The organism is Brevundimonas sp. (assembly GCF_031412435.1).
In the GTDB taxonomy this organism is placed as follows: Bacteria; Pseudomonadota; Alphaproteobacteria; order Caulobacterales; family Caulobacteraceae; genus Brevundimonas.
Window position 1 is genome coordinate 34,646 of record NZ_JANODA010000087.1, and the last position, 25,457, is coordinate 60,102.

Annotated in this window: 22 protein-coding genes; 13 read left to right on the plus strand and 9 right to left on the minus strand. The window is 69.6% G+C overall.

All coding sequences use genetic code 11. From position 1 onward, the window contains the following. Nucleotides 1-97 precede the first annotated feature (97 nt). The 3 genes from RMO01_RS17455 to RMO01_RS17465 are packed head-to-tail and all read right to left on the minus strand — an operon-like array spanning nucleotide 98 to nucleotide 2,971. Nucleotides 98-1,369, minus strand: a complete 1,272-nt coding sequence (locus tag RMO01_RS17455; RefSeq protein WP_309630339.1) for a hypothetical protein — start codon at nucleotides 1,367-1,369, stop codon at nucleotides 98-100. A 41-nt stretch (nucleotides 1,370-1,410) separates the two neighbouring features. Beyond that, on the minus strand, nucleotides 1,411-2,427 hold the full coding sequence (galE, locus tag RMO01_RS17460) for a UDP-glucose 4-epimerase GalE (RefSeq protein WP_309630340.1): 1,017 nt from the start codon (nucleotides 2,425-2,427) through the stop codon (nucleotides 1,411-1,413). A gap of 19 nt (nucleotides 2,428-2,446) precedes the next feature. Further along, nucleotides 2,447-2,971, minus strand: a complete 525-nt coding sequence (locus RMO01_RS17465; RefSeq protein WP_309630341.1) for a hemerythrin domain-containing protein — start codon at nucleotides 2,969-2,971, stop codon at nucleotides 2,447-2,449. Between the two features lie 193 nt (nucleotides 2,972-3,164). Between RMO01_RS17465 and RMO01_RS17470 the strand changes: the two genes are divergently transcribed. Next, complete coding sequence (locus tag RMO01_RS17470; protein WP_309630342.1) at nucleotides 3,165-4,346, plus strand: alpha/beta hydrolase; 1,182 nt, start codon at nucleotides 3,165-3,167, stop codon at nucleotides 4,344-4,346. A gap of 336 nt (nucleotides 4,347-4,682) precedes the next feature. Here the strand turns inward: RMO01_RS17470 and RMO01_RS17475 are convergent, their stop codons facing one another. Both RMO01_RS17475 and RMO01_RS17480 read right to left on the minus strand, forming a co-directional pair. After that, entirely contained in the window at nucleotides 4,683-4,877 is a 195-nt protein-coding gene (locus RMO01_RS17475) for a hypothetical protein (RefSeq protein WP_409013098.1), read from the minus strand. Between the two features lie 58 nt (nucleotides 4,878-4,935). Beyond that, nucleotides 4,936-5,343, minus strand: coding sequence for a nuclease (locus RMO01_RS17480; protein ID WP_309630343.1), 408 nt, complete (start codon nucleotides 5,341-5,343; stop codon nucleotides 4,936-4,938). 173 nt (nucleotides 5,344-5,516) lie between these two features. Between RMO01_RS17480 and radC the strand changes: the two genes are divergently transcribed. The 9 genes from radC to RMO01_RS17525 all read left to right on the plus strand — a co-directional run bounded on the left by radC (nucleotide 5,517) and on the right by RMO01_RS17525 (nucleotide 18,088). Then, nucleotides 5,517-6,134, plus strand: coding sequence for a RadC family protein (radC, locus tag RMO01_RS17485; RefSeq protein WP_309630381.1), 618 nt, complete (start codon nucleotides 5,517-5,519; stop codon nucleotides 6,132-6,134). Between the two features lie 7 nt (nucleotides 6,135-6,141). Continuing rightward, nucleotides 6,142-7,101, plus strand: a complete 960-nt coding sequence (locus RMO01_RS17490; protein WP_309630344.1) for a toprim domain-containing protein — start codon at nucleotides 6,142-6,144, stop codon at nucleotides 7,099-7,101. After that, the gene (locus RMO01_RS17495) at nucleotides 7,098-9,203 is read left to right on the plus strand and encodes a ParB N-terminal domain-containing protein (protein WP_309630345.1); all 2,106 of its coding nucleotides are present in this window, start codon (nucleotides 7,098-7,100) and stop codon (nucleotides 9,201-9,203) included. Before RMO01_RS17490 ends, RMO01_RS17495 begins: the two co-directional genes overlap by 4 nt. Before the next feature lie 164 nt (nucleotides 9,204-9,367). Next, nucleotides 9,368-13,630: a bifunctional class I SAM-dependent methyltransferase/DEAD/DEAH box helicase gene (locus tag RMO01_RS17500; RefSeq protein WP_309630346.1), complete on the plus strand. Its 4,263-nt coding sequence runs from the start codon at nucleotides 9,368-9,370 to the stop codon at nucleotides 13,628-13,630. Between the two features lie 134 nt (nucleotides 13,631-13,764). Next, the gene (locus RMO01_RS17505) at nucleotides 13,765-14,118 is read left to right on the plus strand and encodes a hypothetical protein (RefSeq protein WP_309630347.1); all 354 of its coding nucleotides are present in this window, start codon (nucleotides 13,765-13,767) and stop codon (nucleotides 14,116-14,118) included. 33 nt (nucleotides 14,119-14,151) lie between these two features. After that, nucleotides 14,152-14,568 (plus strand): single-stranded DNA-binding protein, encoded by a 417-nt coding sequence (locus tag RMO01_RS17510; RefSeq protein WP_309630348.1) that lies wholly within the window; start codon nucleotides 14,152-14,154, stop codon nucleotides 14,566-14,568. A 144-nt stretch (nucleotides 14,569-14,712) separates the two neighbouring features. Continuing rightward, nucleotides 14,713-15,195: a GcrA family cell cycle regulator gene (locus tag RMO01_RS17515; RefSeq protein WP_309630349.1), complete on the plus strand. Its 483-nt coding sequence runs from the start codon at nucleotides 14,713-14,715 to the stop codon at nucleotides 15,193-15,195. A 378-nt stretch (nucleotides 15,196-15,573) separates the two neighbouring features. Further along, nucleotides 15,574-16,518, plus strand: coding sequence for a DUF2493 domain-containing protein (locus tag RMO01_RS17520; RefSeq protein WP_309630350.1), 945 nt, complete (start codon nucleotides 15,574-15,576; stop codon nucleotides 16,516-16,518). Between the two features lie 331 nt (nucleotides 16,519-16,849). Next, nucleotides 16,850-18,088, plus strand: a complete 1,239-nt coding sequence (locus RMO01_RS17525) for a DUF3363 domain-containing protein (RefSeq protein WP_309630351.1) — start codon at nucleotides 16,850-16,852, stop codon at nucleotides 18,086-18,088. A 1,026-nt stretch (nucleotides 18,089-19,114) separates the two neighbouring features. On the opposite strand, the gene RMO01_RS17530 is transcribed toward RMO01_RS17525, so the two are convergent. The 3 genes from RMO01_RS17530 to RMO01_RS17540 form a co-directional block, all read right to left on the minus strand. Continuing rightward, complete coding sequence (locus tag RMO01_RS17530; protein WP_309630352.1) at nucleotides 19,115-19,936, minus strand: metallophosphoesterase family protein; 822 nt, start codon at nucleotides 19,934-19,936, stop codon at nucleotides 19,115-19,117. 61 nt (nucleotides 19,937-19,997) lie between these two features. Next, entirely contained in the window at nucleotides 19,998-20,468 is a 471-nt protein-coding gene (locus RMO01_RS17535; protein WP_309630353.1) for a hypothetical protein, read from the minus strand. Between the two features lie 957 nt (nucleotides 20,469-21,425). Continuing rightward, nucleotides 21,426-22,007, minus strand: coding sequence for a polysaccharide biosynthesis/export family protein (locus RMO01_RS17540; RefSeq protein WP_309630354.1), 582 nt, complete (start codon nucleotides 22,005-22,007; stop codon nucleotides 21,426-21,428). 436 nt (nucleotides 22,008-22,443) lie between these two features. Between RMO01_RS17540 and RMO01_RS17545 the strand changes: the two genes are divergently transcribed. Further along, complete coding sequence (locus RMO01_RS17545) at nucleotides 22,444-22,611, plus strand: hypothetical protein (protein WP_309630355.1); 168 nt, start codon at nucleotides 22,444-22,446, stop codon at nucleotides 22,609-22,611. 298 nt (nucleotides 22,612-22,909) lie between these two features. Beyond that, on the plus strand, nucleotides 22,910-23,038 hold the full coding sequence (locus RMO01_RS17550) for a hypothetical protein (RefSeq protein ID WP_309630356.1): 129 nt from the start codon (nucleotides 22,910-22,912) through the stop codon (nucleotides 23,036-23,038). Nucleotides 23,039-23,059: 21 nt separating this feature from the next. Here RMO01_RS17550 and RMO01_RS17555 read toward each other — a convergent pair whose 3' ends face one another. After that, the gene (locus RMO01_RS17555; RefSeq protein WP_309630357.1) at nucleotides 23,060-24,214 is read right to left on the minus strand and encodes a cell wall hydrolase; all 1,155 of its coding nucleotides are present in this window, start codon (nucleotides 24,212-24,214) and stop codon (nucleotides 23,060-23,062) included. Between the two features lie 322 nt (nucleotides 24,215-24,536). Between RMO01_RS17555 and RMO01_RS17560 the strand changes: the two genes are divergently transcribed. After that, nucleotides 24,537-25,448 (plus strand): transglutaminase-like cysteine peptidase, encoded by a 912-nt coding sequence (locus RMO01_RS17560; protein ID WP_309630358.1) that lies wholly within the window; start codon nucleotides 24,537-24,539, stop codon nucleotides 25,446-25,448. Nucleotides 25,449-25,457: the final 9 nt, after the last annotated feature.

The window sequence follows — 25,457 nt, forward strand, 5'->3', positions numbered from 1 at the left end:
CGGTCCGGTCCACCGAACAGGCCGTGGCCTGAATGGGTTCCAGTGCTTTGAAATTGAATGGAGTTTCGAGTTTAAGATGTCGGCTTTCCGACATTGTCTAGGCCGCCATGGGCGCGGTCGCGGCGTTGTCGCATTCCGGGTGGAAACAGCGTCTGTCGTCCCTCGACCACCAGCCAATGCCGCAGTCCGAGGCCTGGTCGGCGCCACGCCTGCTCCCCGACTCCCTGAGCCAGGCGGCGAACGCACCCGCAACCGGACGGCCTGAGGACACATCGAAGGCTCCGGGCTCGTAGCGTCCGCGCCGGTTCGTCAACAGGCTGTCCCAATCGACGGCGCCGAGGAGCGCCCAGGCCGTCACCGCCTCGATCGGCACCCCTTCGTCAGTCAGGTCGCACGCTGCGCGCCAGCACTCGTCGAACCAACGAATCTGTTCCTCGGGCTCGGACGCCAGGTGGCATTCCGTGACGGCGAGGGGCAGGCCGTATCGTGCCCACAGGGTCGACAGGTATTCACGCCACCCGCCCGGTCGAGGCTCCATCGCCCGCACGGCCTCGACATCGGCGTAGGCGAGCTCGGTGTTCGCGCCGTGCGTATGCGCCGGATAGCGATCCAGCCTGTGATCGAGGAAGCGATCGCTGGTGACGTAGTGGTTCACGCCGACCACGTCGGGAGGGCAGGGGGCGTCCGCGATGACCCGCAGTCGGTCCTCGAAGCCGAACTCGACCAGTCGGTCGAACAACGGATGCTCCCGCGTGACGCGCCCGCACAGCAGGTCCCAGGTCATCAGTCGCCGGTCGTTCTCGAACCGCGCCTGCGATGCGCAAGGGGTCGTCCCGTGCGTGGCCCCGAAATCTTCGGTCTGAATCAGGCGGGCGTCCGGCACGATCAACCGGATCGCGCGCATCGACAGGCGGGTCGCGTCGATCTGGTTCAGCAGGGCCAGCCAGAAATCCCGCTCGTCGCGTTGGTGCGGATACCAGTGACCGTAGAGGGCGCTGAACCGCGCGGTGGTCAGCGGCTCGTTGACCGGGGTCCAGTCCCGCACCCACGAATAGCGTTCGGCGGTCCGACGGGCGTGCTCGGCGAGACCTTCGGCGAAGCCCGGGTCCAGCAGATCGGTCCAGGCCGGACCGGATCCGTGATGCAGCAGACCCACGATCGGGCGTATGTCTAGCGTTCGCAGCCGGATCAGCCGCAGGTCGGGCCATGTCCAGTCCCACTGCCCTTGCGCGGTCTCCGTACGCTCCCACAACACCGGATAGCGGACGGCCGCCACGCCCAGGCCCGCGAACCGGTCAATGTCGTAAATCCGGTCCTGGTGGCCTGTCAGACGGGTCTGGTCGCTCCAGACGTCCCCGATGCGATTCACGGTGCACTCGTGCCCGCCCCAGAGCGCCGGCCGGGCCGGGGTCATGCCGCCGCCGGCAGCGGGGTCGAGGCGTCGAACCGCCGGCTCCGCCTCCACGCCACGGCCGTATCCACGATCGCCTGGAAGTCGGCAAACTCCGGCGCCCAGTTCAGCCGCTTCATCGCTCGCGCCGGATCGGCCACCAGAATCGGCGGGTCGCCGGCGCGTCGGGGCCCGACCGCATAGGCGGGAGGCCGACCGCAGGCCCGGCCCACCGCCTCGATGACGTCCAGGACCGACGTCCCGCGTCCGCGCCCGAGGTTCATCGCCTCGAAGCCGCGACTGATGGTGTCCAGACCCAGCGCCAGAACATGGGCGCGCGCCAGATCCGCCACGTGGATGTAGTCCCGAACGCAGGACCCGTCTGTCGTCGGGAAATCCTGTCCGAACACCGTCAATGGCCGCGAGCCGGTCAAGGCCGCCTCGATGGCGAGCGGGATCAGATGGGTCTCGGGATCATGCGCCTCACCCAGTTCGCCCTCGGGGTCGGCGCCCGATGCGTTGAAATACCGGAGCGCCACCGCCTCCAGCCCGAAGGCCACACAGCTGGCGGCGATCATCTTCTCGCCCGCCAGCTTGCTGTCGCCATACGGGTTGATCGGGTTCAGGACATCGGTCTCCGACAGGGCGGACAGACCTGCGGGCGTGCCATAGACCGCCGCCGTGGACGAGAAGATCAACCGCCCGACATCGGCGCTGCGCATGGCGGAAAGCACGGCGGCGACGCCGTTGACGTTGTGGTCCCAGTATAGGTCAGGCCGGTGCATCGACCGCCCGACCTCGATCAGCCCGGCGAAGTGGATGACGCCCGACACGGCGTGGCTGCTCATGGCGCCGGCCAGACGATCCCGGTCGCGTACGTCGCCTTGGATCAGGGGGCCCCACCGCACGGCCTCGGCGTGGCCGTTGCTGAGGTCGTCGTAGACGACCGGCTCAATGCCGGCCCGGGCCAGGGCCTTGCAGGTGTGGGACCCGATATAGCCGGCCCCGCCCGTGACCAGAACTCTGCCGCGCGTCATCAGGGCTGCTCCGCTCGCATCAACCCACGTACCGGTCGTATTCTTCGGCGTAACGAAGGGTCAGCCGGTCCTGGTCGTCGCCCTTTTCGTGCAGCTCGAGGAACCAGCCGGACTCTTCCTCATACATGTGGGTCAGGACCGCGCTTTCGATATGCTCCCACTTGTCGAGCCAGGCCTCCTGCAACGGCGGAATGCGCTCCAGTTCGGCCATCTGGTTCTTGGCCACGGTCTGTTCGAGATAGGCCTGCGCCGCGTGCGCCTTCTCGTCAGCCGCGCCAAGGGCGGGATAGAGGACGACTTCCTCAGCGAGGGAGTGGCCGTTCAGGACGAGCGCCAGCGTCTTCATCGCAGCCGTCCGATTGGCCGCCCCTTTGGCCAGCTTGCCGGCCGTGAAGGCCTCGCGAATCTGGTCATGGTGGTCGAGGACCAGGCTTAGCCAGTCGCCCGGCGTCGCTGCGGCGCGTGCGTCCGTTGTCGCCTCTGCGCGCTTGTTCTCATTGGGCTGGGGCGTGACGGCGGCGGCGATCTTGTCGATGATGGACATGCGGTGTTTTCCGAAAGAGCTGAGGCCGGATGAAGCCGGCGCGGCGCAGATCGTTCCTCTGTGCTCCACCCGACGTTGTGCGCGGCAGCCTGGGCGCAAACCCTTGTGATGCCTGCGCGACACTGGAACGTCCGTCGCTGCGAAGCCTTCGTCTGGAAGCCGGGGGCCAGCCTCGATCGCCGAGGACTTCGTCATGCCGTTTATCCCCCTTCTTCGAGCCCTTCTGTCTCTCGCGGGCCTCGTTCTCATCGCTTCGGTGGCCTGGCTGCTGTGGACCTGGTGGTCCGGCGAGCTTGTCGTTTACGACCCCGGCCTGACCATAAGGGTGCGCGAGGACTGGCGGCTCTGGACGGCGCTGGCGCTCGTGGCGTTCAGCGCGCTCGGTCGTGTCCCCATGTTGTTGCTCATCGCCAAGCCAGACACGGACCCCACGCGGGCCATGCGTGCGCGGGGCGAAATGGTGGCCAGCCCGACGGGCGCCGAACTCTATGTGGAAGTCGACGGCGCGGCGGAGGGCCCGGTCGTGATCGCCAACCATGGCTGGGGCCTGGACAGCACGATCTGGCGCTACCTGAAGCGCGATCTGGCCGAGGCGCGCACACTGGCCCCGAACCAGCTCATCACCTGGGACCTGGCCGGCGTGGGTCGGTCCAAGGCTCCGGAGGATGGCCGCATCACGCTGGAAAACTTCGCCGCCGATCTGGAGACGCTGATCGTCAGGGTCGCACCGCGACCGGTCATCCTGATCGGCCACAGCATCGGCGGGATGACAATCCAGACCCTGGTTCGGGACGCGCCCGCCCTGGTCCGCGATCGGGTCGCCGGCATTGTGCTGGTGAACACGACCTACACCAACCCGCTGAAGACGATGATTCTGAGCGGTTTGGCTCAGGCGCTGCGCAAACCGGTGCTCGAGCCGATGTTCAGGCTGACGATCCTGCTCAAGCCTTTGGCTTGGCTCAGCGCCTGGCAGAGCTATTTCAACGGCATGTCACATCTGGCCAACCGTCTCCAGTTCGCGGGTTCCGTGACCTACAGCCAGCTGGACCACACGACCCTGCTGGGAACGCGCAACTCGCCGGCCGTGCTCGCCAAGGGCAATCTGGCGATGTTCGACTGGGACGCCACGGGCGCGATGGCCGGGTTCACGGGCCCGGTGCTGGTGATCGGGGGAGAGCAGGATCTGGTCACCAGGCTGGAGGCTGGCGAGGCGATCCGGGCGCAGTCTTCGACAGGCGAGCTGCAACGGGTCTCGAACGCCAACCACATGGGATTCCTGGAGCGTTCGCATCACTACAATGCCCTGATCGGCGCCTTCATCGTCGCAAACGGCGGCGTGGTCCGACCGCCGATACCCGCCAGCCTGGCCCAATGAGCGGGTCGGAGCTGGAGCGTATTATCTACTGTAGCCAGGCTCGCGTGCCGACCTCGTCTCTCCTGGTCATCGCCGACATCCCCGCGGTCTCTCAGCGCAACAACGTGGGCGATGGTCTGAGCGGCGCCCTGGCGACCGCCTCGGAAAGGTGCAGCGTATCGAAAACGACTGCGAACAGCTTCATCGCTTCCCAGTCGCTCATGGCGCCGAAGTCCCTCAAGGACGGGAGCGGGTTCAGCGCACGCACCGTGTCGCATCACGGCGTCCCGTCAGCCGGCGCCTCTTCACGAACCCGCTCGGCGATCGCCGCGATGGTCTGAAGCGCGACCTGATCGGTCATCCGTCGAGGCGCCACCGGCAGGGCGTGAACGATCGCATCCGCTGGACGCGCTTTCGGCTGATCTCGGCGGCGAACATCGGCCCAAAGCGGTTCCACCAGAGCCGCACTGTCTCGTGGCGGATGTCGATGCCGCGCTCGGCCAGCAGGTCCTCTACGTTCCGGAGGGACAGCGGATAGGTCACGTACATCATCACCACCGTCCGGGGACGAGGGGGCGGCCTGAGGGTCGGGCCGGGCGCGGGGAGGCGGCTAGTTTCCGCCCTCCCGGCCTCCTCCCGCCCGCAGGAGGTCGCCGACCCCTCGGCCATTCAGGCGGCACGCGGCGATGACCCGGTCGTAGACGATGATCCGGCCGCTGCGGCCACGCACCGCGACGCAGTTGAGGGTCCGGCTGAGCGCGAGCGTCGACAGCCGGTCGCGAGCGGCCCGGCCCAGCGGACCGTGCAGCTCCGGCGCGTCGAAGTCCGAGAGCCGGACCTCGATCCAGGTCGACGGGTCATTGCCGGGACCCACGCAGAGACTGTCCCCGTCGCCGATGTAGCGGACCACCCCGGAGAAGGTCTGCCCCGCGCGATCGGGCAGCCGGCCTTCGCACGGATCGGCCTTCGCGACCGCCGGGCACAGCAGAAGGGCGGCGGGGATCAGAAGCCATTTCATGGTCCCAGCCTGCCGTCGCCGGAGGGTGGAGACAACCCCGCCGGAGGGGAAAGGAAGGCCGGCGGCTGACGCTCCGTGGTGGAGCGGAAAAGGAGACCGCCATGACACCGGCCAACGACCCGGCCCCCGACCCTCTTCGCCGCAAGGCGGCACGTACCGCCCCCTCGATGCCGATGCTCGCGTACGAGTCCCTGGACGACCAGACGCTGCTCGCCCTCGTGCTCAGCCGGTCCGGCGCCGATCCCGACCGGCTGGCGGGCGGGCTCCTCGCGCGCTTCGGCAGCCTGGGCGCGGTGGCGGCGGCGGACCTGTCGGAACTGACGCGGTCGAGCGACGCCGGGCCCGCCGGTCTTGGCGACCTGAAGGTCCTGCGCGAACTGGCCGTACGGCTCGCCCGGGAGGAGGCTTGCCGACGGCCGGCCATCGCGTCCTGGACCGCTCTCCTGGCCTATGCGCGGACGGCCATGGCGCATCTTCCGAGAGAGCAGTTCCGGGTTCTCTACCTCGATCATCGCAACAACCTGCTGCGCGACGAATGGGTCGCCGACGGCACCGTGGATCATGCCCCGGTCTATCCCCGGGAAGTGGTGCGTCGCGCGCTGGAACTCTCGGCCTCGGCGATGATCCTCGTGCACAACCACCCGTCCGGTGACCCGGCGCCGTCGCGCGCCGACATCGAGATGACCCGCAAGGTGGTGGAGGCCGCCCGGGCTCTCGGCCTTCAGGTGCATGATCACCTCGTGATCGGGCGCGACGGCACGGCCAGCTTCAAGACCCTCGGCCTGATCTGAGGCGGACATGACCCTTCACGCCATCGTGGCCGCCCTGGGCGGCGACCTCTACGCCGCAGGCTCGCGCGCCAGTATCCCGGCCCCGGGCCACAGCGCCGCCGACCGGTCCGTCTCCCTCTGGCTGACGGACGGCCGCGTCGTGATCCATGGCTTCGGCGGCGCGGACTGGCGCGCCGCCCGGGATGACCTGCGGGCCCGGGGCTTCCTGGACGCCGCCGGCCGGCTCACGGGGGGCGGGCGCGGCCTGCCATCGTCACCCCGGCCCGACCGCCGTCTGCGAGTCGCGACGGCCCTGCGTCTGTGGAGCGGGACCACCGCACCGGCCGCCTGCGGACCGGCCGGCGTCTACGTTCGGCGCCGGGCGGTGGTGGGCGGCGCGGGCGTCTCCAACCTTCGCCTTCACCCCGCGGCTCCGACTGCTGTCTACCGTGGCGGGGGACGCACGCGACCGGCGCTGGTCGCCCGGATCAGCGACGCGGACGATCGCCTGACGGCGGTCGAGCTGACGTATCTCGATCCGAACGGTCTGCCCGCCACGGGCCTGCGGCTGGGTCGAAAGACCGTGGGCCAGGTCCCGCCGGGCGCGGCCGTCCGGCTGTCGCCCGCGGCCAGAGAGATGCTCGTGGGCGAAGGGGTCGTCACCACATTGTCGGCCATGGACCGGTTCCATCTGCCGGGCTGGGCCCTGATGGCCGCCAACAACCTGGCGGCCTGGACGCCGCCCGCCGGGGTGCGCCGGGTGCTGATCGCCGCGGACCGGGGCGCGGCCGGCGAAGCGGCGGCGGCGAAGCTGCGCCGCCGCCTGGTGCGCCAGGGCCTGGATGTCCGCGTGACGTGGCCCGAACCGCCCTTCGGCGACTGGAACGAGGTCGCGGTCGCGGCAGCCTCGCAAAGGGGGGAGGGAGGGCGCCGGGGTGCGCCGGAGCGGCGGGGATGGCCTCGTCGCCCGGCCGGAGAGATCTCATGACCGACCTCGTTCCCGTCCTTACCCCGGCGCCGGGCGCGCCCGCCGTCATTTTCACTCCTGTCGAGCGCGTCGTCCGCCTCGGCGATCTCGGCATCGCCCGCGAGAACCTGCGCTGGGCCGAACCCCCGGACGACGATATCCCGACACTGGCCGCCACCCTGAAGGCCGCCGGTCAGCTGCAGCCCGTCACCGTCCGGCCGGGGCGCGGCCGGAAGGAACAGCCTTGGATGGCGCTGGACGGTCGCCGCCGTCGGCTGGCTCTCGCGATCCTTCTCGAGGCCGGCGACATCGACGAGGACTATCCCGTCCGGGCCTATGTCGAGACGGACCCGGCCCGCCAGGCCGCGGCGGTCCTGCTGACCAACACCGCCGTGCCGGTCCACGTCGCCGACGTCATCGCCGCGATCAGCCGCATGCTCAAGTCGAAGCTGACGATCTCCGCCATGGCGCGGGCGCTGGGCTATGCCGAGCTCGACATCCGGCGCCTGGCCGCCCTGTCCGACCTGCCGCAGGATGCGCTCCATGCGCTCCGGATCGGCCGCATGTCCCTGAAACAGGCCCGGTTGCTCGCGCGTCTGCCTGACAAGGCCGAGCGCGCGCAGCTGGCCGAGGCGGCGCTCGAGGGCCGCGGCTTCCAGGACTGGCGTATCCTCGAGCGGCTGGACGACGCCCGGGTCACCCCGCGGGACCGCCGGTGCGCCCTCGTCAGTCCCCGGGCCTACGCCGAAGCCGGCGGCCGGACGGAAGCCGACCTGTTCGGCGAACTCGTCCCGGTCCTGCTCGACCCCGACATCCTGACCGACCTCTGGCTGCAACGTGCGCGCGGAATCGCGGGCGTGCTGGAGGCGGAGGGGGTGGCCGTCCATGTGACCGCCGGACCGGAGCCCGAACTCCCCGACGATCTCGAAGCGCTCGGCTACGTCTACGGGGGCTCCCTTCCGGCCGAGGTCCTGTCCCGCTACCGCGCCCAGAGCGAGATGGTCCGCGAACGGGCGGAGGCCGCCCGTGTGGCTCTGGAGGACAGGGATCACCCCGATGTCGCCGATCTGGCGATCGTCGACATGATCCATGCCAGGATCGCCGCCGACCAGACCGGGTGCGGTGGGCGGTTGGTGACGACGCTCGTGCTCTGGCCCGCGGCCGACACCGGTGTGGACGTCCGGTGCTACACGCCCGAGACGCCCGAAGCCGCGGTCGAGGATGACGACGCTGGGGAAGGGCCCCCCGTCGGTCCCTTTGCTCCCCCCGCCTATGCGCCGCCCGTGGCCGAGATGCCCGAGCCGGACACCGAGGGCGTAAACCACGCCCTGCATGCCGTGCGGACCGATGTGGCGACGCGGGGCCTGATCCGCGCCTTGGCCGATGATCCGGGCGCGGCCCTGACCGCCCTGGTCGCCCGGCTGTTCACCATCCTTGTCCGGCGCGCCCACGCGGCCCGCTCCGAGTCCGCCCTGGCGATCACGGCCACCGGGTTCGACCCGACGAACGGCCGGGTCATCGAGACCCTCGACGGCGACGTTCGCCGGCGGCTCGACGACCGCCGCGCAGCCTGGGAGACCTCGGGCGAGACCGTCATCGCCTGGGTCCATGGCCTGCCTCATGGCGAGAAGATGGGGCTGCTGGCGGAACTCGTCGCCCTCAGCCTCGACGTCCGTGAGGCGCGCAAGGACCTGATCCGGCGCAGCGCTCGGGCCGAGGCGGCGGAGCTCGCTGCCCTGTGTCAGGCGGACATCGCCCTGCACTGGACGCCCGACGCACCCTTCCTGCAGCCCCATTCCAAGGGGCTGCTGACCGGGATGCTCGAGGCCATGGGGTCGGCGGACGCGCGGGCGACGACGCTCCGCAAGACCGAGCTGGTCGACTGGGTCGCGGAGCAGGCCGCGCAGCGGGGCTGGGCTCCGGCCGCCCTGTCGTGGGCGGCCCCGATGGATGGGAACGATCCCGCACCTGATCCCGCCGTCGGGTCCGAAAGCCCGCAGGACGGTGACGCGCCCCCTGAGGCTGAGGGCGCCCTGCCGGAAGGTCGGAGCGACGACGATGGTGCGGGCGCCTTCGGAATCACGCCTCAGGGCCTGGCCGTGATCGGCTGCGCCGCCGCCTGATCGAAGGCCTTGCCGGGCGCCGCCCCGGCCTCCCGCCGGGGGGTGCTCTGCGCCAGGGAGCCGGCGGCCGGCGGGAGCTGCAAAGGGGGAGGAAGGACGGGGCACGGCAGGCCTGGAGGACCGAGAGGGAGGCGCCCTCCGCTCCAGGCGCCGGAGCCCTCGCCATGACCTCGCAACCCAGCCTGTCCCTGTTCTCCGATCGCGTATCGGCGGATGCCCCCGCCAACCTCCTTGCGGCGGCGCGCACGCTCGCGATCCACCTGGCGCGGTCCCGGCCGCTCGATCGCCGTCTGGTCGCCGGGATCATGACCACCGCCTTCGGCGCGTCGGACGCCGAGGGCGGCTGGGCCTGGCGTGAGGCCTATGACGCCATCGAGGCGGCGACGGTGCTTCAGATCCGCCGCCTCACGCCCCAGGTCGCGCGGCTGGAGGATGCGCCGGCCGGAATCGTCGCCCTTCTCGCCGGGGTCTCCGCGCTCGGCCTGACCCACAGCCGCCGCAGCGAGGAACAGGTCGCGCTCGACCAGTTCTCGACCCCGCCCGAGCTCGCCGCCCTCACGGTCCTTGCGGCCCAGGTCCGGCCGGGCGATCTCGTCCTTGAACCCTCTGCGGGCACCGGTCTGCTGGCCGCCGTCGCCGAGGCCTGTGGGGCGCGCCTCACCCTGAACGAGATCGCGCCGGCGCGCGCCGCGCTCCTCGACGGCCTGTTCCCCGGCGCCGTGCGCCGGCGCCACGACGGCCGCCACCTGCGCGATCTTCTGGACGGGGCCGGCGCGTTCGACGCGGTCGTCTGCAACCCGCCCTTCTCGCACCTCCACACCCATCTGGTCGCGGCCCTCGGGTGCCTGGCCGACGGCGGGCGCATGGCGGCCATCGTGCCCCTCACCGTCCTGGCCGACACCGGCCTCAGGCGCGCGCTCGCGGGGCACGGCGCCATGGTGGCCGCCGTCGCCTTCCCCGCACGCGCCTTTACGAGGCACGGCACCTCCGTCGAGACAGGTCTGCTGGTCATGGATCGCGGCGGGACGTGTGGCGGGGACGGACGGTTGCACCAGCCGGGGGACCTGGAGGCGACGGCCCGCATCCTTGCGGGCCTGCCGCCGCGGAGAACTGCGCGTCCGCGGCCGCGGCTGGCGATGGACGCCGGGGCCGTCCTGGCGCCCCGCGATCGTGGCCTCGCCCTGCCTGCAGGCCGGCTCGGTTTCCTCGCCGGAGCGACGCCCCTGGCCTATGAGGTGGCGCCCTGGGCGGGGGAAGGTCGCGACGTCGGACTCTATCAGGCCCACGCCCTGGCGCGGATCGTCCTGCCCGATCCCCGGCCGCATCCGTCGCCCCTGGTCGAGTCCGGCCCGATGGCCTCGGTCGCGCCGCCGGCCCCGACCTACCGGCCGGTCCTGCCCCCCGTCCTGCGCGGTGAGGGGCGGATCTCGGACGCGCAGGTCGAGACCGTGATCTATGCGGGCGAGGCCCATGCGGCCTTCCTGCCGGGCCGGTTCCGGCGGGGCGAGGCCGCCCATGAGGTGACGCTCGCACGCGACGACCAGGACGATACCGTGCAGTTCCGGCGCGGCTTCTTCCTCGGGGACGGGACCGGCTGCGGCAAGGGCCGCCAGATCGCGGCCGTGGTCGCCGACAACATGGCCCAGGGCCGCGTCCGCGCGCTCTGGCTGTCCCGCAACGACGCCCTGCTGGAGGATGCGCGCCGCGACTGGGCCGCGATCGGGGGCGGCGCCCACGACATCGTCCCTCTCTCCAGCTGGAAACAGGGTGATGGCGTTCGTCTGGATCGCGGCGTCCTGTTCACGACCTATGCGACCCTGCGCCAGCCGGCGCGCGGCGCCCGGCCGTCGCGCCTGGACCAGATCGTCGCCTGGCTGGGGGAGGACTTCGACGGCGTCATCGCCTTCGACGAAGCCCATGCCATGGCCAATGCGGCCGGGGGCGGAAAGGGCGCGCGGGGGACGAAGAAGGCCTCGCTCCAGGGCATGGCCGGGCTGGCGCTGCAGAACAGGCTGCCCAACGCCCGGGTCCTCTATGTCTCGGCGACCGGGGCGACCACGGCCGAGAACCTGGCCTATGCGGCCCGTCTGGGCCTGTGGGGCGGTCCGGACGCGCCGTTCATGAGCCGTGCCGATTTCCTGGACGCCATGGACCGGGGCGGGGTGGCGGCCATGGAACTGGTGGCGCGCGAGCTCAAGGCGCTGGGCCTCTACGTCGCGCGGTCGCTGTCGTTCGAGGGCGTCGAGTACACGCCGCTCGTCCACCCGCTCACGGCCGACGACGTCGGCATCTGGGACGCCTGGGCCGACGCCTTCCAGCTCATCCACGCCAACCTCGCCGAGGCGCTGAAGGCGACGGGCCTGAGCGACGAGGCGGGCAAGGCCCGGAGTGGCCAGGCCGCCTCGGCCGTCCACTCCGCCTTCGAGGGCGCCAAGCTGCGCTTCTTCGGCCATCTGCTGGCGGGCCTCAAGGCGCCGAGCCTGGTCGCCTCCATCCGGGAGGACCTCTCGTGCGGGCGATCCGCCGTGGTTCAGATCGTCTCGACCAACGAGGCGGTGATGGAGCGCCGGCTGTCCTCCATTCCCCCGGAGGAATGGAACAACCTCTCCATCGACCTGACGCCGCGCGAATATGTCCTCGACTATCTGCGCGAGGCCTTCCCGGTGCATCGGATGGAGGCGATCGAAGACGGGGACGGGAACGTCGTCCTGGTCCCGGTCATGGACGACGGCCGCCCTGTCGTAAGCCAGGATGCGCTGGGGCTGCGCGAGGCGCTCATCGAGCGGATGGCCTGCCTGCCCGCCGTCCCCGGGGTGCTGGACGCCCTGCTGGAGGCGTTTGGCACGGACGCCGTCGCCGAGATCACGGGCCGGTCGCGTCGGGTCGTGGCGAGGGACGGCCGCCGGGTGGTCGAGCGACGCGGCGCCTCGGCCGCGCGCGCCGAGACCGACGCCTTCATGGGCGGACGCAAGCGTATCCTCGTCTTCTCCGACGCCGGGGGGACCGGTCGCAGCTACCATGCCGACCTTTCGGCCGGGAACCAGCAGCGGCGTGTCCACTACCTCGTCGAGCCCGGCTGGCGGGCGGACGCGGCCATCCAGGGCCTCGGCCGCAGCCACCGCACGCACCAGGCCTCGGCCCCCCTGTTCCGGCCGGTCACCACCGACATCCAGGGCGAGAAGCGGTTTACCTCGACGATCGCGCGACGTCTGGATTCTCTGGGTGCGCTGACGCGCGGAGAGCGCCGGACGGCGGGGGCGGGCCTGTTCCGGGCCGAGGACAACCTCGAAAGCCCCTGGGCGCGCCGCGCCCTGCTGGTCTTCTACGGCGCCCTGACCTTCGGGGAGCTTGCGTCGATGACGCTGGAGACCTTCACGGCCAGGACGAGCCTGAAGCTGCTCGACGACGACGGCGGGCTGAAGCCGCCGGACGACCTGCCGCCGATCCATACCTTCCTGAACCGGCTGCTGGCGCTGCGCATCGCCGACCAGAACGCCCTGTTCGCCGATTTCGACCGCATCCTGTCGGGCATACTCGAGCGGGCGGCCGCCTCGGGCGATCTGGATCGGGGACTGGAGGACATCGAGGCCGAAGAACTCGACGTCACGGGTGAGGAAGTGATCCGGACTGATGTCTCGACGGGCGCCGAGACGGCTCTGATCACCTTCTCGCTGAAGGTCCGTCGCGAGCTGCTCGCCTCCGACGACGCCCTGATGTGTGCCGAAGACGTCGCCCATGAGCTGGTCATCAACCAGAAGTCGGGCCGTGCCGCGATCGCCGAGCTGGGCCTGACCACCTCGACCGATGAGAACCGTCTGATCACGGCTGTGCGGCTGGTGCGACCCGATGATCGCCAGACGCTGCCCGAGAAGGCGTTCGACGAATCCGCCTGGAAGCCCGCCGAGGTCGGTCAGTGGCGGCGCGTCTGGGACGAAGAGGTCGCCGGGACCGACCCCTGGAGGACACGTGAACTGACCCTGGCCACGGGTCTTCTGCTGCCGATCTGGGGCCGGCTGCCCGCACGCGGGTGCTCGGTGCGGCGCGTCCGCGCGCCGGATGGCCGCCGGTGGCTGGGCCGGGTGCTCGACGGCGTGCAGGCGCGCAGCCTGAAGGCCGCGCTGGGACTGACCGGGGTGGGAGAGGCCTGGGCCGACGGCGCCCGGACGGCCACGACACTGCTGGACCGCACTGTCCAGCTGTCGTTGGAAGGCGGGCTCTGGCTCAGGCGGGCGCGCGTGATGGATCGCTGGCGCATCGAGGTGGTCGGTGGCCGCACCGATCGCGATGCGCTCGTGGCGCTCGGCTGCTTCGTCGAGATCATCGCCTTCACGCCCCGGGTCTTCGTACCGGTGGACCGGCCGGAGGTGGTGGAGGCGGTGCTGGGTCGCCATCCCGTCCAGAGCGTCCTCGAGGGCGCGGCGGCCTGACGGCGGCCTGACGGCGGCCGGGCGGGACGAAGGCCCCGTCCGGCGAGGCGAAGACCGGAGGGAGGGCGGCTCCGGGTGAAGCGGGATGAGGGAGATCGGCTCCCCCGGCGGCTTCGGATCACAAGGAGACTGACATGCAGACCATGGTGTTCACGGGCCGGTTGGCGGCCGACCCCCAGATCAGCGACGACTTCGGCAAGGCCGTCTTCCGGTTGCTCGAGAAGCGGGGCGTCGATGCGTCCGGCAAGGACCGGCTCGTCGGCGTCAACTGCGTCAGCTGGTCGAGGGGGCTCAACGAGAAGGTCATCGCGCGCGGGCTCGCCCAGGGCTGCGAGGCCGTCGTCACCGGCGCCTTCATCGACACGGCCTACGCGACCAAGGACGGCCAGGAACGCACCGCCAAGGAACTGGTGGTGAACCGGCTGACCGTCCTCGACTGGGCCGAAGATCGCGACCCCGAGACGGCGTCCGACCGCGCCGCCGCCTGACCTTTTCCCATCCTCATCTTCAGGAGACTGACCATGCAATCCCTCGTCATCGAAGGCTATCTGGCCGCCGATCCCTCCATCCTCTCGGCCCAGGGCTCGGGCCGGAAGCGCGCAAGCTTCCGCGTGCTGGAGACCACCCGCTACCGCAAGGCCGACGGCACGCCGGGCGAGCGCACCACCGGCTTCAACTGCGTCTGCTTCGGCGAGGCGACGACCGAGAACTACATCGCGCCGTTCGCCAGGAAGGGCAGCCGTGTCGTCCTCCAGGGCCATGTCGAGAACGACACCTGGACCGGCAAGGACGGGGTCGAACACTACGACCTGCGCCTGATCGTCAGCGACATCCGGCTGAAGAACCGGCGGGCCGCGGACCCGCAGGCTGATCCCGGCGACCGCCAGGTCCAGGAGCCGGCCGGCGGCTACGACCTCAACGACGACATTCCGTTCTGACAGCTTGCCGCGTGAAAGACGGCCCGGGTTCCTTCGACCCGGGCCGTTTGTCTGCGGCGCCGGCGTCACCGGCGGCGGCCGGAAGGCGGGAGGAAGGGCGGAGGGGGGCGGGCCGATCGGGCCTGCCGGCTTCGGAGTTCCGCCATGACCACATACGCCTGGACCGACGCTCGGATCGGTCGCCTCAAGACGCTCTGGCTCGAGGGCCGGACCGCCGCGCAGATCGCCGGCGAGCTGCAGAACGGCATCAGCCGCAGTGCGGTCCTGGGAAAGGTGCACCGGCTCGGCCTGTCGGCCGGTCGGCCGGGTCGGCCGGCTGTCTCCCAGGCCGCAGCGCCCCGGCCGCGCATCGGCAGGGCCATGGCGGGACCGGCCGATCGGGGGGCGGCCGGCCCCGCATCGGTCCCGGCCGAACAGGCGCCCGACCTGCCGACCGGCGGGCTGACGATCCTGACGGTGAGGCGCGGGCAGTGCCGGTGGCCCTACGGTGATCCTGCCCAGGCGGGCTTCTCGTTGTGCGGCCGGCCGGTGGCTCGGGGCGCCTTCTGCATCGGCCACGCGGCGGTGGGCTATCGGACGCCGCCGGGCGGCGCCTCGTCGCTGCTCAACCTTGCCGGACTGGGTTGAGGACAGACTTCGTTTTTTCAACATAAGCGATGATGATCGACGGCGGCCTCGCGGGGGCCGCCGTCTTGCTATGCCGTCCGGGTCGTCCACCGGACGGGACGGCGGCGCGCCGCCGTCGGGAGACGCCGGGCCCGGGTCGTCGTCCGCATCGGCGCAAGCGATGCGCCGAGGTGTGTCGTCGTCGCGACGGGCGACGACGACTTGCCCCCACACAACGCCCTCCGATCTTGTCATATCACCCCGGAAGTCAACGGCTGCGCCGTTCCCCTCCGCGGGTCGCAAGCGGCGACCCGCTCCGGTGACTACCGGGGACCCCGATATGGCCAAGACCGGGGTCGTTGCGCATGGGGCGCACGGCATTCTCAAAGGAATGTTCCAATGACCTTCTACAGCCCTCCCTTCACCGCCTCCGCTTCCCAGAAGTCCGACTCCGCCTTCGACGACCTGTCGGCGTCGCTCGGCGATCACCGTCCGCACCCGACGGAGGAGGCTCTGGTCCAGCTCGGGCGCGCTCTCATGACCGAACTGGTGGACGTGATCACGGACACCGCGCTCGAGGACTATCAGACGATCATCGGGGAGGCCCTGATCGGCGCCTTCCACTCGGCGGCCGGGCGGATCGAACGCGACGCGGATCGGGCCCGAGATACGATGCGATCGCTCGACCGCGACTTCGACGGATCCGAGGCGGCGGACACCGAACTCCAGGAAGCCACGGCCAACGCCCGGGCCGGCGATGCGGCGACGCAGGCCTGCGAACTGATCCGGGACGCGGCTTCCGAAACCTGGACGGTCGCGACCGGGGAGGTCTGGACGGCCTGGCGCGGTAGCCGGCGCGGCACGCATCTGACGGCGGCGCAACTGGAGGCGAAACAGGCGATCCGGGCGATCCGGCAACGGCGGTCCAGAGAGGCCGATCCGGGTAGTCCGGTGGTCGCCTTCCGGGGCGCGCCGACGGCTGACAGCGCCGAGGATGCGGGGCGGATCTTCGACGCTCTCAACTGGGCGAAGCAGGAATGGCCGGACATGGCCCTGGCCACGACCGGGGCGAAGGGCTCCGAGAAACTGGCGATCAAATGGGCCCAGCAGAAGGGGGTGAAGCTGATCCTCGCCAGAGCGGATTTCGACACCCACGGCAAGGCGGCTCCCTTCCGGGCGAACGACGACCTGATCGCGCTCGAGCCGGAGGTCTGCCTCACTCTGGTCCAGTCGGTGGACCGGGGGAGGGCGGACGGACGGCCATTCGGACCGGCGCTCAATCTCGGACAGAAGGCGACGGAGTCCGGGCTGCGGCACGTCTCCATCAAGGCGCGCGCGGCCTGATCCGACACCGCTGGAATTATCGACCCGCTCGGCTTCGGCCGGGCGGGTTTTTGTCTGTCATCCGGGGACGTCCAGCGTCCGGCAGCCGCGTAGCCACGTCTTGGAACGGCTCAGCGGGAGCTGTCGATCGGGTTTGATCGGATAGGGTCGGTGATGACAGCGATGTGGAAAAATCCGTCAGAAGGGGTGGAGGGCAAGATAAAAGGAGGTGTCTGGCGGTTGCTGTTTCCCGTATCTTGTCCGTGGCTTGGCGGCCTGATCTGCGGTGTCGAACGACTTGCGGCAAGTCGATCACCGGAGCGCGTCGCGGGGCGGGATCGGACACGGCCTCATGCTGCTTCGCGACGCGATCGAGACCCGGCTGTCGGCGGCCTCCGACGCCCGGGCGACAGGACCGGACGTGAGCCTGCCCCTGCGCCTCAAGACCGAGCGGATGAACGTCAGGACGGGGATGCTTCGACGTCTGGCCAGTTCCCGGCTCTTCGCCCTGGGCGACCGTTCTGGCGTCCTCAAGGCGGCGCAGACCCGTTCCGGTCGCGCCTTCCGGCTGGACGTCCGTCAGCGGGTGATCGTCAAGGCCCTGGTCTGCCGCCATCTCGGCAAGGGGGCGGGCCGGGCCGCCGGTCTCGCCAAACATGCGATCTACCTCGGTCGCTCCGGCGCAGGGGTCGAGGGCGAACGGCCGGCGTTCTTCGATCAGTCGCAAGAGGGGTTTCGACCCGAAGCGAGGACGAGGGACTGGAGCGACGACCGGCACCATTTCCGGTTCATCCTCTCGCCGGAACACGGCGACCGGCTGGATCTCGGATCCTGGGTCCGGGAGGTCCTGGACCGGGTTTCGGCGGACCTCGGCGAGCCGGGTCTCGACTGGTTCGCGACCTGCCACTACGACACCGATCAGCCGCACGCCCATGTCCTGGTGCGGGGGCGGCGAGGGGACGGACGGGATCTGGTCATTCCGCGCGACTACATGGGCTACGGATTTCGCGGCCGGGCCCAGGAGGTCGCCCAGGAGCGGCTCGGCGATCTGTCCCGGGTCGAGGCCGAGCGGCGCATCTGGAAGGAGACCGGGGCCGACCGGTTCACCCGTTTCGACAGGCGGCTGCTCGCGGCGGCGGACGCCTCGGGCATGGTGGATGACGGCGTCGGCGCAAGCGACGCCTGGGCGGCGTTGACGCGGGGGCGGCTGCGTCACCTGGAGGCGCTGGGACTGGCGGTGCGGTCGGGGCGACGATACCGGCTCGACGATGAGATGGAGACGAGGCTGCGCACACTGCAGGTTCGGCGCGACGTGATCCGCACCCTGAACCAGCGCCGACTTGAAGGGGCCCGGGACATCCGTCCGCTGAGCGCCGAAACCGTCCGGGGCGTCGTGGTCAGGACCGGCTTTCACGACGAGGCCGGCGCCTCGCCCTGGGTGGTGGTGCGGGACAAGGGCGGCATGGAGCACTACGGACGCCTGCGGACGGGTGCAGCCCTGCCGGTCACGGGGCGGACGGTCGGGCTGTCCCTGTCGAAGACCGGGCTGGTTGAAATCCTCGGCCCGCGGGGGCTCGACCAGGGTCGTTAAATTTGGTCCGCGCGCCCGTTCGATCGCGACCTGTCTCCACCCCGGTTGTCTGGAGGCCTGCATTCGGGGGCAGGGGGCGGGCGGCCCCGCGCGTACAGCGGCATCGGGGCGCCGCCAGACCGATGACACAGGGTCTCCGGTCGGCAGGTCCAGGGCGCCCACCGACATCTGATCCGCCGGTCGAGGCTCCGGACGTTCCGGGGTGCGGCGCACGACGCCTGGAACGGGGCCACGCTCGCTTGAAGTCATGACGGCCGGCTTCGGGTCTGGGTGGCGGGACAGCCTCTCGCGGACGCCCGGCACGCCTGCGCCGCTTCCGTCGTCGGGATCAGGTCGGTCTTGGCCGAACCGGCGACGATGCCGTAAGGATCGACGATGCCCATGAGCCACGACCGTCAAAATCCATTCTGGCCCGCGCCGCCCAAGGCCCAACGCAAGACCGCGTGGCGCTGGATCGCAGCCTCCCTGGCGTGTGTGGTGATCGTCGGGTTTCTCAGCCGGTTCCTCTAGACCTGCACAAGGCGTCTGCCGAGCGCCTCAGGCAAGGCCGGCGCGACAGGCCCTCGATCGCTGCGGTGGCCGCGGGAAGGGGGGGCTGGCGGCGTTGTCTGGTCTGGTCCGCAGCCCAGACCCACAGATCGTGCTCAGGCGACCGGACGTTTCAGGCCGCCTGTCAGAACTTCATCGGCATGCGCCGATTGCCCCAACGGATGATGGCGCGGACGAACAAGCCTATCCCGATCACCCCCAGTCCGATCACAGCGGCGAAAACCTGGTCGGCAACTGCTGGCATTGTGTCTCCCCCCGGGACGATCGCTTCACGTGTGTCCAACGCCTGCAACCGTAAGGCCAGAGTCGGGTCGTCGGTTCGTGACAACCCTCAGGGCGGCGGCAATAGGTCGTTGATTTATCGATATTTGCAGGCGAGAGGCCGTCGTTGTAAAGGGGCCGCCGCTGAACCGGATCCGCGTCGCCCTGAACAGAGCGTGCCCGCAAGACCGTCAGTGTTTCGCGGCCGGGCGATGCTCAACGGCTCTTCGAGCCATGAGCCAGGGCCGAGGTCGTGATTGCGATGCGGCCGGCGCGCCCCGTCGCCTGCAGCAGGATGCGCGTCTCGCGCTCGAGGCGGACCGCCGAAAGGACATTGGTCGCATAGGCGCCGGTGTCGACGCCGATGCGGCGGGCATCGGAATATACCGTCTCAGTCGGGGTGTGGCCGTGGACGACCACCTGTTCGAATAGGCCGGTGTGATTCAGAAAGGGTTGGCGGATCCACATCAGGTCGTCTGGCGACTGGGCCTCGAGCGCCACGCCGGGCCGGGCGCCGGCGTGGGCGAAGAAATAGTCGCCGATCGAGACCGAGGTCTCCAGACCGGCCAGCAAGGCGAGGTGCGGGGCCGGCAGGGCTTGGCCCAGCGCGCGAGACGCCTCCGCCCAGGCCTGCGCATCGCCGCGCATCGGCGGCGGATCGACGCCGTAGGAGACCAGGGCTTCGCGCCCGCCGTAGTCGCACCAGGACGGGCCGATCTGCGGATCGTCGAGGAAGGCCTCCATCCGGTCTTCATGGTTGCCGCGCAGGAGATGGACCTCCAGCGCCGGATCGGCGGCCAGGTTGACCAGTTGGTCCAGCACCCCTCGGGAATCGAGCCCGCGATCGACATAGTCGCCGAGGAAGACCACCACCCTGCGCGAGGCTACCGCCGCATGGAGGTCGGTGCGGATGGCCTGGATCAGCCGGTCGGCCAGATCCGAGCGTCCGTGGATGTCGCCCACCGCCCAGACGACACAGTCGGGCGGGGTGCGCGACGCCGGCCTGGCGGATCGTTTGGCAAACAGGCGCAACAGCATGGGGAGGGGCGGGATCCTGTCTTGTGGCGACGAGAGAGTGGAAACGGCAGGCGCCAAATAGTCAGCGCGCCCGGACAGCCGCTGGGGTCTCGGGCTGGATGAGCGAGGCGGGGACGGGTGCGGTCCGCGAGCGACGGTCCCTCGCCCGGATGCTGGCGAAATCGATGTCGGGTGAGGTTCGCAGATGATGTCTGAGCCGCTCGACGATGCCGGGGACGAGCGCGGCCAGGATCCCGACGCCGTCCGCCATCAGGTCCGTCAGGGAGACGCCGCGTCCGGTAAGGCCCTGGGCCAGCTCGATGAGGACGCCGAAGGCCAGGGCGGCCAGCGCCAGGTCGGTTCTGCGCCACCGGGGGGCGATGGCGAACAGCCCAAGCGTCACGCCGAAGAAGGCGAGGGCGTGAGCCTCCTTGTCCGTGACGTGGAAGACGTCGACCAGATAGGTGAACGGCCCGAGGAACAGGATGGTGAGACAGACCGCCGAGCAAAGGGCGCAGATGCGCAGAAGGGCGACAAGGCGGTTTGGGGTCATGAGCGGCTCCAGCGAGAGGAAAACCGCTTAGCCGCCGATCTCCGAAAACGACGTGTAGGGAGATGGTTTGCAAAAGGTCGACACTGCGGGGAACCTGCGCCGCCCCGCCGCAGGTTCGGGTGTGGCGGGTTCGCCCGTGCCGACCGGCTCCGTGTTAACACTAGCAATCTGGTGCTCAGGGAACGGTGGACGCAGAAGTTAATGAAGGTATACAACTTGTCTTGCTCCCGGGGGCTGAGACATGTCGGGCTATTTTGTAAGCGGAGCGGCCCCCAACACGCCGGGCCTCGACATCGGCATGTTTGTGGGCGGTCAGGGCTGACACTGAGGCGCAGGTCTTGATCGCGATCCGCTCAAGCGGCGACTTCCCGCCCTGCGGAGGGAATTCTCTATCGGGGGCGTCCTCTCGGCCGAGCAGGCCGCCCCCCTCGGTCTGATGCGGCCCGGCCAGACCAGGCCGATATAGAGCGACCATCGACGGATTTGAGAGACTGGCGGGGCGCTTAATTTGGGTGGAAGAAGCTAACTGGAGTGGCCAGTTCCCGTCCAAGCAGACCGATCTTTCCCGGAGAGTCGAGCTGGGTGCGGATCACGAATTGTTCGAACTGGAAACCCGACGCGGAACTTGAGGAACAGGCCAATGCCGACCCCTGATCCCCCCCGATCACCGGCGTGGAAGGTTCTCGCCTGGACGATCGCCATTGTTTTCAGCGTCGCGGTCTGGTGGAGCCTGTTGTCGCCATGGCTCGGCTGAACGGTCAACATCAACCGGCGACGACGAGGGCCGCGCACAACGCCCGATCCGGCGCGTCCGTCAGCCGACGGATTGACCGATACGATCCGCCGCAGGGAGGACCGTGCCTGTCACCGGGACGGGGCTGTCCGCAATTCCCCGCAACAGAAACCTTCGGCTGTCCTCCGCGATCGCGGGGTGCCGCAGTCCCCGAGAAACCCGGGCTAGAACAGCCGCTCGCGGATGCGGATGGTGTCGCCGGGCGCCACGCGGGTCGAGGTCGTCAGAGGGAATTCCTCTTCGGCGTCCCCGTCCGCCCGCTTGATGTAGACGCGGCGGTTGTCGGCGCGATAGGTGAAGCCACCCGCCGTAGCGACGGCGTTCAGCACCGTCAGACTATTGGTGTAAGGGTATTCCCCTGGCGTGTTGACCTCCCCTAGAATGTAGAACGGACGGTAGTTCAGGACCTCGGCGCTGACCCGCGGATTGGTGATGAAACCGTCCTGTAGCGCGGTGGCCACCTCCTGCTGGAACTGGCCGATCGTCAGGCCGCTGGCCTGGGTCTCGCCGATCAGGGGCAGGGAAATCCTGCCGTTGCCGCCCACCAGAAACTCGCCGGTCAGGGCGGCCTCGCCGAAGACGGTCACCCGCACCTTGTCAGCGACCCCCAGCCGGTACTCCTCGATGACCCGTGTATCGGCAGCAGCCTCGGCGCTCGTCCCGGATGCCATGACGCCCTGGGCGCAGGAGGCGACCAGAGATGCGAACATCAAGCCCAGCAGTGCGATGAGGAGGGTGCGCAGCATCTTCGTCTCCAGGATGTTTCAACCATGGCCATACCGCAGCGCAAAGGGATCAGCTAGCGCCTCCGGATCCGATACGGCTTCAGCGAGTCGGTTCAGATCATTTCGCACTTGTGAATCGGTTAAGAAATGGCGAATCCGGAACCGGCGGCAGAACGGTGTTCCAGAATGCCGCGAGCAAGACGTTCCCTCGGAGCGTGCACCATTCGAACGCTACCGGGGGGTGGGCATGTCCGGGATCGTCGGGATCCAACCGGGTGTGTGAGAGGCTGATCGAAAGCCTCAAACGACTGGAGTACCGCGACTACTATTCCGCCTGCGTGTTGGCGCTCGTGGAGGCCGTATCGAACGGCGTCACGCCAGGGCAAGATCCGCGAGCTCGAGGCCGTGGTCGCAGCCGAACCCCCCATCTTCCCACCTCGGCATCGGCCACACACGCTTGGCCACACAGGGCGCGCCGACGACCGCCAACGCCCACCCGCTTCGCGCCGCCAAGGTTGGCCTGGCGCACAACGGCATCACCGAGACTTTCGCCGCGCTCAAGGCCGAACCTCCGAAAGCAACACCGACACCGAGGCAATCGCTCATCTCCTCGACCAGGCCTTGACCACGGAGCCGGATCCAGTCACGGCGCTGGGCCAGGTTCTGGATCGCCTCACAGGAGCTTATGCGCTGGCCGTCCTCATCGAGGCCGAGACTGATCTGATGCTGGGTGGGCGACAGGGCAGTCCCCTGGTCGTCGGCTGGGGCGAGGGGGAGTGTATCTCGGGTCGGACGCCCTCGCCGTCGGTCCGTTCGCCCAGACGATCTCCTGCTTGGAGGAGGGCGACATCGTTCGTCTGAGCCGGGCCGGAGCCCAAATTCAAGACCGTACCGGAAACCGGGTCGACAGGCCGGCGGTTGACGTGTCTGCCTTTCTCGCGCCCCTGATCTGCTCGATCCCGGTCCTGTTGCGGGCCTGCTGCACGGCGCTCGAGAAGGGCACGGACGTGGACCAGCCCCGGAACCTCGCCAAGTGGGTCAGCGTCGAATAGGCGATTGGGTCAGGCACCCGGTCACCAGCCGGACGGCGCGGCGATCCTTTGACGCCGGCGTGCGGGTTCCGCCGGGCTGACGAGCGGATCCGCCATGATGGGCACATCCCGCTGGATCACGGGCGCCGGGGGAACAGGCGGCGGCGGTACGGCGGGCTGGTCTGCGGTGTCCAGCCCGGCTGCGAGGTCAGCCCCGGCGGACTGGAAGGTCCCGACCGCCAACCGGGGCGACACCCGTGAGGCGTCGGTCTCCGGCAGAGTAGGCGCCAGTTCGGCCAGTTCGAGGATCTCCGCCGGCAGGGCGGCCTTGATGGTCGTCAGGGCGGCCATCTTCGGAACGATGGGCTCGATGCCAGAATAGACGCCGGTGAAGGCCGAGGGCAGGCCCCAGGCCCCGTTCCAGCGGTAGAAGATATGGGTCCCGATCTTGGCCAGTTTGGTCAGGCGGGGGGCCCAGTAAGGGGCGACCCAGTCGGTGTGATAGTGGGTCGCCGTCCCGACGGAGGCCGCCACGGCGCCGTTCAGAGCCGCCGTTGCGACCGATCGCGCCCGGTTCCAGCCGGCGGGCGAGGGGACGCGCGCCATGGCGCCGTCGCAAGTGAAGCTGAACTGACAGCCGGTCACGCGATCGGAGCCTTGGAAGACCACGCCGCAGACCGTGCGGGGATAGGCAGGATGGCGGGCGCGGTTCAGCACGACCTGGGCCACCGCAGCCTGCCCCTGAGGGGTCTCGGAGGCGGCTTCATAATAGATGGCCGCGGTCAGGCAATCCAGCGCCCGTCCATAGGCCTCGATGTCCGCCGTGGGGGCGATGAGCGGCGCCGCGGGTCGAATGGGATCGGTCGAGAAGGGCAGTCCCGCGTTCCAGAGTCGGGCTTGATCATAGCTGAAGTCCTGGATCGCATCGGGCGCAAGGGTGAATTCGGTTAGGTCCGCCACCGGCCCCTGGACGCCCTGGCCGGCCGTCAGGACCGTCGAGGCGGTCGGGTCTGCGCCCTTCTGCATCCGCGGCACGATCAACAGGGCGATCACCGCTGCCAGGGCCAAGGCGGCCAACAAACCAACGACCGTCCAGCCTCCGACCTCCGTCGACGCCCAGGCGCGTACGGCCCCGGCAATCCGTTGGGCGAACGGCTGCGGCGCGTCGCTGTCGACGGTGAAGTCCGGTCCGGACATGGACGCCTCTTAACGCTTCAACTGATCGGCCCGGCCCGTAGCACATCGTTCCGCCATCCCCGAATCGAGGACAACCCCGGCGCTAATATTCACCGTGCCGGGCGCCTCGGACCCTCAGGAAGAGACGTTTCGCCATCGAGGGATCGCCGATGACCGGCAAGCCTAGTCGCCAGATCGCTCCCCGCACAAAACAAGCAATCAAGGTGAATCTCGATTAACTTTAACATAGATCAACCATATTGGTAGGTATTGAAGTAACGTAGAATGTAAGCGTGATATTATAATGCGATCTGCTCAATAGCCTCATCAATCGGGGCGCAAAATGCGATCGCAATATTCTTCCGTTGTGTTGGCTCTGGCCTGTGTCGCCGGACTGGCGACCGGAGCCAAGGCGCAGGACCTTTCCGGGTTCATGGCGGAGGGCGCGCCGACCGCGCCGCCGGCCGGCTTCCTCGTGCTTTGCGAAACCTCGCCGCAGGACTGTGTGGCTGATCGCGGTGACGCCGCCGCGCTTTCGGCCGTGCGCGCCTGGGCCAGCCGGACCCGCTGGCAGCGGACCTTCGCCGATGCGGGCATTTCGATCGGCGACCCGGCCGGCAGGTCGGACCTAACGCCCAACACCCTCTCCGCCTCGACCAACGCCGACGTCGGCGCGGCCATCCGCGAGGCCCGGGCCGCAGAGAAGGCGGCGGCGCGCAAGGCCGCAGCCCGGCGTCCCGCCAAGCCAGGGCCTGGCAAGCCAACGCCCGCCAAACCGGCCGTCGGCGCGCTGCAACCACCCCCCGCCGTTTCCGCCCCATCCGGGACTGCCGTTACGTCCCCGCCGCCTGTCCGCATCCGCGACCTTGAGGCGGTCAACCGTCGCATCAACTGGGCCATCCGACGCTCATCCGACGAGGCCACGTTCGGCGCAGCCGATGTCTGGGCCGCGCCGACCGGCCCACGCCCCCGAGGCGATTGCGAGGACTATGCCTTGGCCAAGCGGCGCGCCCTGATCGAAACCGGCGTCGATCCCGACCTGCTGTCGCTGGCCATCGTTCGCACCCGCGGCGGCGAGATCCATGCGGTCCTGCTGGTGAGGGCCGGGGACGGCGAATATGTCCTGGACAACCTCAGTCCCTGGGTTGTTCGCTGGGACAGCGCGCCATACGACTGGCTGGAGCGGCAGACGCCGGGAGCGCCGCTCGTCTGGACGCGGCTTGAAGGGGGCGACCCCCGCCGATCACGCGCCTGAAGCTAGGCC